Raw genomic sequence first — 14,434 nt, 5'->3', positions numbered from 1 at the left:
TTTACGGATGATAATGATTTGCATTAGCTGTTACAAATTTATTTACCAAACTTTACACTTTATTTTTTAGGAGGAGCTGAGGGCTTAGAAATTAAGTAAGTTAAAACCAGTACTTCAACAACAGCAACTAAGGCAATAACCCAAGAAGGGGGGGTGCTGTATAATAAAAATATAAAACCTACTAGCATACCTATACCCGCAGCATATTTTGCCTTTACAGGAATTACTTGATGTACCCGCCAATGTTGTAATGTTGTACCAAAGCGAGGGTGGTTTAATAACCAAGATTCAAGCGCGCTAGATGAGCGAGCAAAACACGCTAAGGCTAAAATTAAAAACGGTGTGGTTGGCATAACGGGTAAAATAACGCCAATAATGCCGAGTAACACACACAGCAACCCCAGCAATTTAAAGCCGATATTTTTATAATAAATAAAAACGTTTTTTATGTTCACGCCAGCTCTTTTTCAATAAATTAAACGGTCAAAGGGTAAGCTAATTAAAAGGTAAAATGAAGAGAAAGTGGCTTAGTTGCATGTTATCAACTAAGCCACTTAGGGTTAGCAAAGGAAAAGTATTTCCCGATTGCATTACCTATTAAAAGTAATAGCCTAAATTAATATTAAAGCGGCGCTCGGTATCGCCATCGCCAATAATGGTACCGCCAATAAAGGGTTGATTGCGGGCTTGTACAAAATCAACATAACTAAAGAACCCCCCAGCAGTAATGCTCATACCGGTTACATTCATCCAAGTATTGGCGCTGTTATCTGATTTGTTGTAGATGATCCCATAGTCGTTATAAAACTTTAGGTTGGTAACTGGACCCCATTCTAGTGCGTAGTCGTAGGCAACATTAAAGTTGGTCATTGTAGCTTGGCTCGACACGCTATCGAAGTAATTGTAGGCACCCACTGCAAAGCGGTTGCTGCCATCATCTAAGTCGTAGTCGTATTCGCCGTGTTGAAATTGAATGTTCCAGTTATTAATATTGCTGTTTAAATGAACAGCCCACGCACTGTAATTACCCGCGCGGTCTTCACCATCATGTAGTCCGCCGCTGAGTAACGATACACCTAAATCTGTGGTTATATTTTTACTGTGCATAAGTTGATAAGTGGCGCGACCGGCAAAGGTGTTGTATTCACCAAGTTGCTTTGTAGGCTCGGCATAGGTACCTTCATCGGCAGGGCGACTGCCAATAATATCGTAAGAGTAACGATGGTTTTTATCTGATGCTGAGCCATCAACTCCGCCAAGTTCATCGTTTTTAAAAAAGCCAAGATCAAGTGTCCAGTTGTCTTTAAGCTTACGCTTAGCAACTACCCCTAAATCAAAGTCATCTTCTAGGCCAACATAGTAGTTAGTGCTAAAAAAGTAGCTGTGAGAATTGTAAGGACCATTACCAAACGGTAAGGCGGTTATACCGGCTTGGCCTTCCCAGCCATCAGTAAATTCATACCCTAAGTAAGCGTATTTCACTACTGTCATGTAATCGTAAAAGCGTACTTCACCATTGACTGAAATATCATTAATTTCACCAGAGACATTTAAACGGAAAATATCAAAATCAAAGTCGCCACCGCGATCTTCATTGTCATCATCGTAAGAGTTAATGCCATAGTTAGCGCGAATGGCACCCCCTATCTTTATTCCTGATGATTGCTGTTCAGGCTTTGCAGCTTCATCAGTTAGTTGCTGAGCTTTTTTTTCAGTGAGTTTGCTTTCAAGCTTTTCTACTTGTTGCTTTAACTGCGTTAATTGGCTTTGGAGAGGTTGAAGATTTGATGCATAAGAATTACTAGCAACACCACCTAAAATTAAGGCGAGTGTTAGTTTTGAGAGTTTAGTCATAATAGCCGTTTTGATTGTGATTAAAAAATAAAGGCGCAAAAATGCACCTCTTAGTGTGGAAAAAGGGGAAAATGGCAGGCTAATTTAGTTTATTGTTTTTATACTGCGTTTTATTCTTTAGGGGTTTGAAACAGTGCGCCTACTTCTAAAAGTGGGGAGGCGTCTAGCTTATCTGCATCCATCATTGCGGCAATACGCTGCATTGATGAAAGGAGTAAACTCTGTTCCCATTCAGCAAGTGCTGAAAATTTTTCGATAAAATGCTCTTGTAATGGCTGTGGTGCTTTTTCGAGTAGTTCTTTACCTTGTTCGGTAAGGTATAAGCTGACTCGGCGCTTATCCATTTGACTGCGAACACGTGTTACTAAGTTTTTACTCTCGATTCGGTCAAGAATATTAGTAACCGTTGCAGGGCTTAAGTTAACGTTTTGCGCAATACGGCTGGCGGTAATACCATCAGTTTGAGACACTTCCTGCATGATAAGCAGTTGTGGCCCTGTTAAACCCGCTGTTTTATTAAGTTGCTTTGAATGTAAGTCAATCGCACGGATCACCTTACGTAAAGAAACTAGTAACTCGTCATATTTTTGCATTTGTTTGTCTCATGGAAGGCGAATGATTTGCCGTAATCATGAAATGTTACACATCAAATAAATTGAATTCAAATGATATATGTTATTTTAACCCGCTGTTATTAGTTTTTATTGGTTTTTATTAATTTGAGCAGTAATTAAAATAGTATTTATTATCTTTAATTTATTAAATGTTCATAACATTCTGTTTGCTAAGGTTGCGCACCTTACGTAGGTTAAAAGCGATACGCAAGCCACAGATGTAAAACTTTAGTCGTAATTTAGCCATTGATGTGGCATAAAAGTATAGTAACTAACTCAATTTAAATAACTATTCTATGTAGCTTATGCTTTAAGCATGCATTATTGTTTGTGTACAAGTAACCTGTACTCAGGTTAAGTATTAAAAATTAGTCTCAGTGTTAAAGGAAATAAAATGCAATTATCACCCTCAGTATGTATTGAGCGTACACATAGCGGTTTAGAATTTATTAGTATTAATAGTCGCCAATGTGAGGCGAAAATATTTTTACAAGGTGGGCAAATAACTGAGTTTACACCCAAAGACAAATTGCCATTATTGTGGGTGTCTGGGGATGAAACCTTTAGCGAAGGGAAAAGTATTCGTGGTGGCATTCCTATTTGCTGGCCTTGGTTTGGGCAACATGAAAATTCGGACTTCCCCGCGCATGGCTTTGCTCGCACACACGTATGGCAAGCTGATGAAGTGCATGAAACCGACAGCGAGGTTACTGTGAGCCTTAAATTACCAATGAAGCAGGTAGATTCTACTTTTTGGCCGCATCAGTCGTCATTACGGGTTGAGTTTATCTTATCAGAGCAATTAGAGGTGCGTTTAACCACCTGTAATTTAGGCAACGTACCATTTAGTTATACACAAGCACTGCATACTTACTTTCCAACAGAAGATATTAATAATACCCGAGTGGCAGGGCTGCAAGGGGCGCAATATATAGAATTTGGTCAAGGGCCTCATCAGCAACATGACGTGGTCGACTTTTCCCGTGAAACCGATATGGTTTATACCCAAGCCGCAGCAGTTCAAACAATTGATACTCCTCAGGGGATGATCAGTGTTAGCAGAGAAAACTCGCAGTCGTGCGTACTATGGAATCCATGGATTGAAAAATCAAAGCGGCTATCAAATTTTGCCGATGATGATTATAAAAGCATGTTATGCCTAGAAGCTGCGAATGTGCTTGAAGATGCGGTTACGCTTGAGCCTAAACAAAGTCATACCTTAGTGACAACAATAAAGTGGCTTGGCTAAGTCCAATGGAGCAAAGTGTGTTTACTAATCAACAAATAACCGATCTACCGCAACATAAAAGCATAGTGTTTGAGCCGCTTGCCGATAAAGCGTTATTGCATGCACAATTGAATTGGTTGTTATTTTTCATTCCTTTTTGCTTAGTGCTAGCGGTTGTTTGTTATTTTAATACAGATTTTGCTGCCATGGCGCAAGGTTACTTATTGGTTGCTGTTCCGCTATTAATTTTACTTTGTATGCTATACAGCGTGTTCAGTATTAAATTACAAGGCAGTGCATTGCGTACCCACGATATAGCATTTAAAAAGGGTATTATTTGGCAGCAGGTAACTATTTTACCGTTAGCACGAGTGCAGCATATTGAAATACATCGTGGGCCAATAGAGCGAAAACTGGGTTTAGCCAGTTTAAGGCTTTACAGCGCAGGGGGTATGAGTGCTGATTTACAAATTAGCGGTCTGACCCACGAAAAGTGCAAAAATATCCGTCAGTTTGTACAAAGCTATCGCCACGATGAAACCACGAGTGAGGTTGCTGCCAGTGAGTGTTGATGCTACGCAAATGACGCCACCTTCACTTAATTGGCAAAAAGTGTCGCCCTGGGCATTGGCTTATTTTGTGATGCATTTTAGTGTTCGCTTTGTCAAAGACGGCTTATTTAATTTACTGCCTGTGTTAGTGGTATTTGTTACCCAGGTAGAAAATAAACTATTTTGGGGGCAAGTTGCGCTCGCGATTGCTTTGACTTCATTGCTTGCTTATTGTTTTTTGTATTACCGTAGTTTTCGTTTTTGTATTACTGACGAGCATGAAATTTTACTAAATAAAGGCGTATTTAAAAAAGAGCGACTCACCTTAAAGTTTTCTAGGGTGCAAAATATAAACATAGCTGAGCCCTTTTATTTTACTCCAGTAGGTTTAGTTAATTGCATTTTTGATGCTGCCGGCAGTGTTGCCCAAGAAGCGGTATTGCCGGGAGTAACCAGCGGTTATGCCCAGCAAATGCGCAAACAAGTATTTGACTACAAAGCGCAGCAGCAACCATCAGCAGAAGTAGCTGACACAGCGCAGTCTCATATTGAAGAGCAGGACGAAAATAGTTTATTCATTTCAAATAAAGAAATAGCTAAGTTTGGTTTAATGTCGAACATGGCCATTTTAGCGCTTGCCGCTATTGCCCCTTTTGTGAATGTGGCAATCGATTTTTTAGAGCAGCAGTTTATAACAAAAATAGAGGGTTTTTATCAGCAAGAGCTGGGTATGATGGCTAATGCAGCGGTATTTGCAGTAATTACTTTGATTTTTGTATTGGTATTTATAGCGGTGTTTTTATCGGTGACTATGTCGCTCATTCGGTTCTATAATTATCAGCTTTATTTTAAAAATAAAAAATTTAAACGTATTGCAGGGCTGTTAGAACGCCATCAACTATCAATTAGTTTAGATAAAGTGCAATCTATAGTTATTAAGCAAAACCTAATTGCTAGGCTATTGAAACGTTTTACTGTTGAGTGTTTGCAAGCCAGCAGTGGTGGCGCTGCAAGTATGGCGAAAAAGAATAAACAAACCTTAGTGTTACCTGTGCTCACGCAGGAGCAAGTTGATAATGTGTGTCAGTGGATTTACCCATGGTTTGACAGTAAAAAGCTGGCATTCAAGGCGGTAGAAAGGGCATTGTTATATAAAAATATGGTGTTTTATGCCTTGCTACCGAGTGTTGCTTCTGGGTTTTTAATTAGCTTTATGCAACTTAATGTATTAATTCCGTTAGCGTTATTTTTGGTATTAGCTACGTTAGTATTTTTGTCTTATAAACGTTATGGGTATTATCTTCATCAACAAGATGGGCGTTTTTATATGGTGGTACGCAAAGGTATGATTGGCGTACATTACCGGGTATTTGAGCTGTACAAATCACAAAGCGCTCGCAGTGTGAGCACCTTTTTTATGCGTCGCTCTGGCTTAAAAAGCCTGTATATACAACTTGCTGCAGGCGGTGCGTATGTCCCATATTTAAAACAGCAAGATGCTGACTTCATTATAGATTTTACACTGATGCAGGCTGAGTCAGACTCCCGTAGTTGGATGTAACTTCCCTTGTTGAAAATAACTAAAGTTCAGGTTAAATAATAAAGCAGGTGTAAATACACATTTGCACATGCTTTATTACACTTTTTTACTGCCCGTTTTTCCCTTTTAATAATACTCTAAGCATTATTAAAAGCACTATTTAAGGGATTATTGTGAAAAAGTCACTCATTGCATCAGCCTTATTACTGGCTGCACCAAGCTTCGCTGCTAATTGGCAAACCATTCATACCGAGCATTTCAATGTACACTTTAGTAGTGAGCATACTGATTTTGCTAAATCGACCGCAGTAGAGCTGGAGATTGTTCGTACTAAAGTGCTTGAGCAACAAAACCGTGCGCTTGATAAAATCGTCGATGTGGTGGTGTTTGATCCTTTAAATGCAGCTAATGGCTTTGCCTTACCAACCTCTAATAATCCTGTTATGGCGCTTTTTACTACGCCACCACAATCGGACACAGTAATCTCAAACTCATCGGGCTGGCAGCAATTACTAGTGTTGCACGAGTACATTCACTTAGTTCATTTAGCGCAGCCGACTCGCAGCGAGTGGCAACAAAAAATTAGAGGGGTATGGGATCTTTACGATTTAACCTATGGAGACACACCACGCTGGGTAGCTGAAGGATACGCCACTTTAATTGAGTCTAAAATGACGGGTCGAGGGCGGCTCTTTGATAACTATTCTGAGGCAATACTCAGTGAGTTTGCTCAGCAAGGAGCGCTTCCGACGTATGGGCAACTAAATAGTGATGAGGGCTTTATGGCGGGCTCCATGGCTTACTTAATAGGAAGTCGTTTTTTATATTGGTTAGAGCAAAATTACTCAGAGCAGTTGGTCGATAATGTATGGGTTTGTATGCGAGCGGTTAAGTCTCGAGATTTTGATGATGCATTTTCTGGTGTATTTGGGCAAAACGCTGCCAAGCTATATCGTCGATTTATTGCTGAGTACACTTATAAAGCAATGCAACAAGAGCAAACCGAGTCACCACTTAATAGCAAGCTTTGGTTAAAGCTAGATTTATACGCTAGCAACCCCGCTCTTTCTGGCGACGGCAGCAAAATTGCCATAGTGGAGCGTGATAAAAAAAGTAATACCAAGCTCATAATTTATAGCACTGAAGACAACACTAAAGCGCAACAGCAATTTATTAAAGAACAAAAGCAATTACTTGAGGATGATGCTAAGGATATTCCTGATACTGCGCCGAGTGTATTTAAGCGCGAACAAAAACAAATATTAAATCAAATAAATCGAGCAGGTATTGCCAATCCGCAGTGGGTAGGCAATAACACTCTTTATTTTAATGCCTACAGTAGTGAGGAGTCGGGGACTTATAACAAAGTGTCTGACATTTTTAGCTATAACATAGATACTGGCAGCGTCGAACAACTCACTGAACTGGCTGGTATTCGTCGTTTTAGTGTTACCCGCGATGGTGAAACACTTTACGGTGAGCAAATAAGAGCTGGGTATTCTGAATTAGTAAAAGTCGATCTTAATACACAAACAATAACGCCACTTTTTACTAAGAGCTTAAAAACAACGTACGATTACCCGACTCTAAACCCAGATGAAAAAAATTAGCTTATTTATCAGCATCATTAAACGAAAACTGGCGGTTGTATATACAAGGTTTAGACGGTGATGTCAGGCTGTCAATCCCAATGCCTAATGGGTATCAATATTTAAGCCAGCCGAGTTTTAGTCAAAATGGGGAGTCTATCTATTTTGTTGCTGGCTTAAATAATAAGACTGATATTTATAATTACCATATAAAAAATAATACCCTCACACGCTTAACTAACGGGCAAGAAGCGCTTGCATATCCGATTGAGACTGAAGATGGTTCACTACTTTATTTCTCTATTAATGCCGATGGCCCTGATGTAAAAACGCTAACAACAAAAGACCGCACAGCCGTGACGGATCTCGCTGTAAACAGTGAAGCTCCATTGTTGTTGGTAAATAAGCATACCTTGCCACCGGCAAAAATATATACCGATGAGATAGCGAAACAAAGCGATTACGCAGTGCTTGAGCAGCAAGCGACGTTTGCCTTGGGATCACAGTATTATTCATCGTCAACCAGTTTGCTAAGTGTAGGTATAAAAAGTAGCGACCTATTAAAACAACTTGATTTACAAGCGGGTTATAACATTGATTTGCACAACGGTGGATTATATGGAGGATTTGTACAAGCAAAATACAATGCGTTAAATACAAAGTTTAAGCTTGCGCTATTTGATTATAATTTGGATACATCACGTCAATATCAACCTAGCTTAAACGCTGATATTGATGCCCGAGGTGGTTTTGCTGCAATAAGCCACCCATTGAAGTTTGGCCAGCTTCAATTAACCCCAGAGCTTGCTTATAACTATACAGATTATAAAAATAGCCATAAAAATTGGACGCGGTTGAGTATTAGTCAGCAATGGCAGCATGACCGCCAAGCATTTGCCATAGGGCAGAGTATTTATGCCAGTATTTATGAGGGACGAAATCAAAGTAGTCATTGGCAAGGTTATGACTTAGCAACAAAAATATTTGGCAAAGCATTTAATATTCCCATGTTTGTGAGCTTTGAACAAAAACAACGAGACGATAGTAATTTAGCTTTAGGAGGGTTTAGCTCTAACCTGATTAATCAGCAACAAAGTAGCGAGTTTGTGCTTGCTGCTGAATTGCCTTTTTACAGTGCAACTGCAGAGCGCTATCAAGGTTATGGTGGTGGCATCAGCTTTAAAGAAGGCATGCCTTGGCTTTATTACAAGCAACATCAATTAGACAGTAGCGTATATGCACAAAGTTATGGCTTAAAATACCAAGGTGATTTTAGCTTTGGGATGGGGCCTGCAGGCGTAAACGACCTAACTTTTAATGCTGGGCTGTCGCGTGTTGAAGGTGACAGCTTTGAAGATGAAATGCGCGCGTGGTTAAGCTTTTATTATTCATTGTAAATAGCTTATCTAGCTAAGTTGCTACTAAAGGTAGTAACTTAGCTGAGTATTTATACCATTAAGCATTCGCGTTTCTTCGTTGTATAACACGATTTTTTTGTGAATGCTTTTTACGTTTGCGGCGGGTAAACCATAAATAAAAGCCTGTACCAGCGAGCAATACAGGGCTAAGGCCAACAATACACCAAAGTATTTTACTGATAAGCCCAGCAAAATAGCCAAAGTGTAGTTTTCTAAAGCTATCAATTACTTGCCAACCAACTCCGGTTTCACGAATATCCCAGTTAGCCATGTGTTCACCTGTTTGCTTATTGTAGGTTATGGTATTGGCGTATTCACTGGTAAGTGGGTTACTGGTATTTACTTCGCCGTAAAGAGTAATATTTTCATCAGGCTCTCGCGGGAAAACTAAAAAAGTTGTATTAAAACTGGGTATTTGCAGCTTGCTATCATTAAGAATGCGCTCAAAAGAGATGTCATCACTATATAATTTATTTGTAATAGTGTAGTGCTCTTCTTCTGCGTGTTCTATTACTTCGTGATACCACACAGCGCCATTAAAATAGCCACCGGTAATCGCTAAAACGATAAGGATAGGTGAACCTAATACTCCAGTCATTTTATGAATGTCGCTTAGTACTATCTGCAAAGTTGCTCGCCAGCGTACGCTAAATAGTCGCTGCCAAAATTTACGGTAAATAATTAAGCCTGTAATGCCCAGAGTTAATAAAAATAAAGCAAAAAAGAACCCTAATACGGTACCTGTTTGCCCAGGTAAGCTTTTTAAGTCGTTAAGTAAAAAGGTGTAGTGCAACTCTAAAAACCAGTCGGTAAAATAATGAGTTGTGCTTACTGGCTCAGATAAAATTTCTCCCGTGTATTGGTCTAAGTGCAACTTATACCAATCGTCAGTGCCACGCTTAACCAAATAAAGCCGGTCAGCGGTGCTGTTATTAAAAAGCTCCCAGCTTCCTACTACATATTCAGGAAAGGCTGCTTCGGCTTTATCAATTAATGAATCCATAGGTAAGCGTGCAGCTTGCTGCTGTACCACAAAGTGTTTATCGGGCATGAGCAAGCCATCAATTTCACTTTTAAACACTAAAACACTGCCGGTAATACTTATAACAATTAACGGAATAATGGCAATTAGCGCCAACCAACTATGAACTTTAAATAGTGTTTTTCTCATTACTTAAACTTGTACGTTAACCTACTGTTATGCGCATGATAACAGTTATCATTTGTATTGCAATTACAAAGTAATGAAGCTGTGAAGTTAAGGCAACGGTTTTTGTATACTCAAGTTGCCACAGGAGGAAACTAAAGTAGGTGTGAAGCTTGTATAAAACCTAGCCAGCTCTACAATGCGCGCACAAAAATAAAGCCTTTAAAAACAAATGTTTAAAAAATGTTTTATTTCTTCCTTTTTATTAACAACAATGTAACGAGCGAGGTTTGCTTTGGCGTATTATTTGCCTATTTTATCAGTGTTTATTTTGGTTTTTAGTTTTTTACCGCTACTTAATAAAATTATTAAAAACCGCAGTGTATCGGGTGTATCACTGCTAATGATGACATTTGGTTTAGCGCAAAGTGTGTACTTTATTAGCTACAATCTTTATTTTGCTCGTTTTTATATTGCCTTGCCGTTTTTTGCGACAGGTTTATTAAGTGGTTTAATTTTATACTTTTTTGCTCGCTATAATGCCGCTAAACGTCAGAAGCTGCAGTTACTTGGCATGCTTAGCTTTTCGTTATTACCTTTTTTGTTGCTGTTAAACCCTAACCTAGATACTGCCACTGTGCTAAATGGCTTAACTTATGTGGGCTTAATTATGAGTTCAGTACGGGTTATGCCACAAACCTATAAAACACTGCGAACAGGGAATATTAGTAACCTTAGTGCGCGCTATTTTAGTTTGCAATTTATAGCAGGTATCTGTGGTTTGTTTGCAGAGCTAGCCATGCCAGTGCAAAGTACTTCGCATATATTAATGTTTATTATGATATTGCTAACTAATGCGCTGCAATTTGCGTGTATGCAGTATTATCGCGTACGTCCTGTGTTGGCATAAAATTATAGTGACCGTTAATTTCATTTGTGGCACTTTGAGTGACCAATAAATAAAAAGTGCCCACTATGAAATTAACTATCCATCAAATCGATGCGTTCAGCAGTGAACTGTTTAAAGGTAACTATGCCGCTGTGATCCCACTAGAATCGTGGCTTAGTGATGATCTTATGCTGAATATCGCTTCTGAAAACAACGTGTCTGAAACCGCTTTTACTTGTCAGTCGGCAGATGGAAGCTTTGCGATACGATGGTTTTCGCCATTAATGGAGATTGATTTTTGCGGCCATGCTACTTTAGCAGCGGCCTATGTGCTTTGTGAGCAACATAGTATATCGCAGGTGCGCTTTAGCGCAGAGGCGGTGGGCAAACTGATTGTTAATAAAAATAACGATGGCAGCTTTGCTATGACCTTTCCTAAACAAGCCCCTGAAGAGGTTCAGCTTATCCCTGATGCTTTATTAGCAGGCCTGTCTATACAACCTATTAAAGTGCTGAAAAACCGCCAAGCTTATTTTGCTATTTATGATAATGAGCAGCAGGTTGTAGATCTGAAAACAACCAATGAACAACTAAAAAAATTAGCCCCATTAGATGTGGTTGCAACAGCACCGAGTGTTGAGTATGACTTTATTTCTCGTTATTTTTGGCCTGCCAGTGGTGGTGATGAAGACTTTGTGACCGGCTCAATTCATACCGGGCTTGCCCCTTATTGGGCAGAACAATTTGGCAAAAACTCTTTAAGTGCTTATCAGGCCTCACAACGAGGCGGGAAGATTTACTGTGAAGTGGGTGATACAACAGTAACATTGACGGGTCATGCCGTAAGGTACCTAAAAGGTACTATTTACCTTTGAATTAGTGTAAAAAAGGCCACGTAAAACGTGGCCTTGGTTTACTCAGTGTTATTTACGCTTCTAGCGCTTTGCTAATTAAGCGATCGATATACTTTTTATGTGCTTTGGTTGCGGTGTCTGCACCCCATGCAACATCTTGATCGGCTATTTGAGTTAGCTGATATAGCGCAGCTGTTTTTGCTAAGTTATCGTATTTACTTGCTTTTTTTAAGCCTGCAATTGCAATAAGCTGATTTACGTATTCAATCTGTAAATTATGACTGATCGAATTAGCATTTTTACTATCAACAAAAATACTTGCAGTTAAATCTTCCATAAATTGCGTAAGGCTGTATTCATTACCATATAAAGCAGTATCTGAAATACGTAGTAACACAGCAGGGTGTAGCAGTTGCGCTAGTACACTCTTTTGCATGCCTAAAATCATTTTATGCGGTTTAGGGTCTTCGTTTTTACCGTAATGATTAAACCCACGACGCTGTTGCTGCATAAAGTTATACAAAGGCTGCATACTTTGCAGTACATTTGGAGCAAACACATACTCAGCTAAAATAGCCATTGCTTGGGTTTGGCGCTCAAGTGGTACCGGTGTAAAAGGCTTTGCTGCATTTTCATCGCCCACTACGGCACGCTCTACATAAACCCCTCCAATTTGACGAGATACCACACCTGCCTGCGCACGGTATTGGCCAAATAGGCTGTTAGCAGAAGTAACAAGCTGTTGGTAAGACTCGCCTTTTACTGTAGCTTTGTCTTTAAGTTCAGAAAATAGTGTATTGATCAGTGCCATTCTATCTGCACCATAAGCTGCAGGGTTAGACGACAAGTCACCTATCATCACGCGAGGGTCTATATGGCGACCTGGTGCACGCATATCGTCGGCATCGTTACCAAAGGCCAGTGCATGTTCGCTTGAGCGAGCGAGTATTTTATCAAGACGAGCTTGTTCTGCTGCTTCATCTTTAAGAGCTGCGCTGTAGCCGTAGTTTATTGCCCAATCATCGTATGGACCGGGTTTAGTTTGGAAGATATCGCCTTGAGTTACACCCGTTGGCGCTATATTTGCCGGCGCATAGTCCATTACTGAGCCGGTTACTATGCCTTGGGTTTTACTTTTATCGTGAACTTCTTTCTCATCCCACAAAATAGAAGATTTCATGTTGTGATTAAGACCTAAAGTATGCCCTACTTCATGTAAAACCAGCTGAGTTAAGCCTTGGCGTAACATTTCAGTATCTTCAATATCAGCGCCATTTGCTAAGCCTTTTGCAAGTATTAGGCTTTGTTGTAATTCATGACCTAAAGAGCAATTAAGCTCAGTGTTGCTTACTGGTTGTGTATGACTCATTGTGCCTTGAGTGTAAAGCGTATCGTATATCCAGCGGTTTTTCATAAATACAAACTCAAGCATAATGTCTGAGCCTAAAATTTCACCGGTTAATGGGTTCGCTAATGCTGGCCCGTATCCACCAAAAGGTGGCTTAGGTGATGAAGTCCAACGCAGTACATTATAGTTAATGTCACCGGCATCCCAATCGGCATCATCAGGCTGTATTTTCACTTCAAGTGCGTTTTTAAAGCCTGCTTTTTCAAATGAGCTATTCCAAGCAAGTACAGCGTCACGTACAGTATCTCGCCACTCAATAGGCGTGGTATTTTCTATCCACCAGGTAATTGGCTTTACTGGTTCTGAAAGTGCTGCGCTTGGATCTTTCTTTTGTAGATCCCAACGCTTAATTACATCTTGGTATGGCGCCCAGTCAGTTGATGTCATTTTATCAAACTGATTAGTGAAATAACCAATGCGTGCATCATCAAAGCGAGGTTGGTAACTATTTTTAGGTAAAGCTACAAATGAGTGCTGTACTTTTACTGACACACTTCTTGGATCGCTTATCGCACCTGACCCTCGAACGGTTGGGCTGCTATTGGTAAAAACATAATCAACAACCACATCTAGGTTATTAGGGTAAGGACGCTGTTTGATGATGCGTGATTTTTTATCATCTAACTTACCTACTTTAAATCGCTTTTTAGCATTTTTATCATTCGGGTTAGGTGTTGGTGATACTTTATGCAGCGCTTCACTTAAAAATAGCTTGTTAACATTAAAGGCTATTTTATCCTCTTCTTGTTTTTCTATTTTTATACTTGCAAGTACCGCTTCGCTAATGTTTGCCTCACTGGCTTTAGCTAGCGCGCTATTTTCATTAAATAAATAGCGTGGGGTTTTGCTGATAATATCGATGCGATCAAAGTATTTTCTAAATTCAATTAACTTTGTTTCACGGTACGCGCCACGAAAATGACCCGCATCAGTCGCGCCGTCAATGGTATGTGCAAAGTAAACAAAAGGGGTATCGAGCTGTGACTCGTTAATGACCATTAGGTGGTCGCCGGTTTTTTCATCTTGGTAAAGATTAAAAATGCCGGCAAATTCGGTTTGACCTTTAATCATTTCACTTAATGTTTGTGGCTTTTTTTCTTCTTTTTTTTCTGCAGCAACAGCATAGCTGCTGCCAAGCGCTATACTAAGCGCCAAAGTAAGTGTGGTTAATTTCATAGTTTGTCTTTTGTAGTTGTTAATGTAATTTTACTGTACGTAATATCATGCTGTTTCGCACAGTATCGTTACTAAATACTAACAAAAAGTGATTAGCTTTATGATTTATAATGGTAAAAATTTGTAACAAACCATTTTACTACACTTAACGAGCTTTAATTTAAGC

At 39.6% G+C, this 14,434-nt stretch carries 10 protein-coding genes and 1 pseudogene; 6 read left to right on the top strand and 5 right to left on the bottom strand.

All coding sequences use genetic code 11. The features are described from left to right. Positions 1-59: 59 nt before the first annotated feature. The 3 genes from B1F84_RS14880 to B1F84_RS14870 all read right to left on the bottom strand — a co-directional run bounded on the left by B1F84_RS14880 (position 60) and on the right by B1F84_RS14870 (position 2,447). Positions 60-455 (bottom strand): YbaN family protein, encoded by a 396-nt coding sequence (locus B1F84_RS14880; RefSeq protein WP_131691856.1) that lies wholly within the window; start codon positions 453-455, stop codon positions 60-62. 142 nt (positions 456-597) lie between these two features. Beyond that, positions 598-1,854, bottom strand: a complete 1,257-nt coding sequence (locus B1F84_RS14875) for a porin (protein WP_131691855.1) — start codon at positions 1,852-1,854, stop codon at positions 598-600. A gap of 110 nt (positions 1,855-1,964) precedes the next feature. Continuing rightward, the gene (locus B1F84_RS14870) at positions 1,965-2,447 is read right to left on the bottom strand and encodes a MarR family transcriptional regulator (RefSeq protein ID WP_008112832.1); all 483 of its coding nucleotides are present in this window, start codon (positions 2,445-2,447) and stop codon (positions 1,965-1,967) included. A gap of 415 nt (positions 2,448-2,862) precedes the next feature. On the opposite strand from B1F84_RS14870, the gene B1F84_RS14865 reads away from it, so the two are divergent. The 4 genes and pseudogenes from B1F84_RS14865 to B1F84_RS14850 all read left to right on the top strand — a co-directional run bounded on the left by B1F84_RS14865 (position 2,863) and on the right by B1F84_RS14850 (position 8,773). Further along, complete coding sequence (locus B1F84_RS14865) at positions 2,863-3,717, top strand: D-hexose-6-phosphate mutarotase (protein ID WP_075170741.1); 855 nt, start codon at positions 2,863-2,865, stop codon at positions 3,715-3,717. 5 nt (positions 3,718-3,722) lie between these two features. Then, positions 3,723-4,268 (top strand): PH domain-containing protein, encoded by a 546-nt coding sequence (locus B1F84_RS14860; RefSeq protein WP_008112838.1) that lies wholly within the window; start codon positions 3,723-3,725, stop codon positions 4,266-4,268. Beyond that, entirely contained in the window at positions 4,258-5,808 is a 1,551-nt protein-coding gene (locus B1F84_RS14855) for a PH domain-containing protein (RefSeq protein WP_131691854.1), read from the top strand. The genes B1F84_RS14860 and B1F84_RS14855 overlap by 11 nt, the downstream gene beginning before the upstream one ends. Before the next feature lie 152 nt (positions 5,809-5,960). Further along, positions 5,961-8,773, top strand: a pseudogene (locus B1F84_RS14850) (hypothetical protein). A gap of 58 nt (positions 8,774-8,831) precedes the next feature. On the opposite strand, the gene B1F84_RS14845 reads toward B1F84_RS14850, so the two are convergent. Next, on the bottom strand, positions 8,832-9,965 hold the full coding sequence (locus tag B1F84_RS14845) for a PepSY-associated TM helix domain-containing protein (RefSeq protein WP_131691853.1): 1,134 nt from the start codon (positions 9,963-9,965) through the stop codon (positions 8,832-8,834). 271 nt (positions 9,966-10,236) lie between these two features. On the opposite strand from B1F84_RS14845, the gene B1F84_RS14840 reads away from it, so the two are divergent. Then, positions 10,237-10,851 (top strand): PQ-loop domain-containing transporter, encoded by a 615-nt coding sequence (locus tag B1F84_RS14840; RefSeq protein WP_010392228.1) that lies wholly within the window; start codon positions 10,237-10,239, stop codon positions 10,849-10,851. A 65-nt stretch (positions 10,852-10,916) separates the two neighbouring features. Continuing rightward, on the top strand, positions 10,917-11,705 hold the full coding sequence (locus B1F84_RS14835; protein ID WP_131691852.1) for a PhzF family phenazine biosynthesis protein: 789 nt from the start codon (positions 10,917-10,919) through the stop codon (positions 11,703-11,705). 52 nt (positions 11,706-11,757) lie between these two features. Here the strand turns inward: B1F84_RS14835 and B1F84_RS14830 are convergent, their stop codons facing one another. Next, on the bottom strand, positions 11,758-14,268 hold the full coding sequence (locus B1F84_RS14830) for a zinc-dependent metalloprotease (RefSeq protein ID WP_131691851.1): 2,511 nt from the start codon (positions 14,266-14,268) through the stop codon (positions 11,758-11,760). Between the last annotated feature and the right edge of the window lie 166 nt (positions 14,269-14,434).

It is taken from the genome of Pseudoalteromonas sp. DL-6 (assembly GCF_004328665.1).
GTDB lineage: Bacteria > Pseudomonadota > Gammaproteobacteria > Enterobacterales > Alteromonadaceae > Pseudoalteromonas.
The sequence above is the reverse complement of the archived record's forward strand: the minus strand, read 5'-3'. Positions and strand labels throughout refer to the sequence as shown.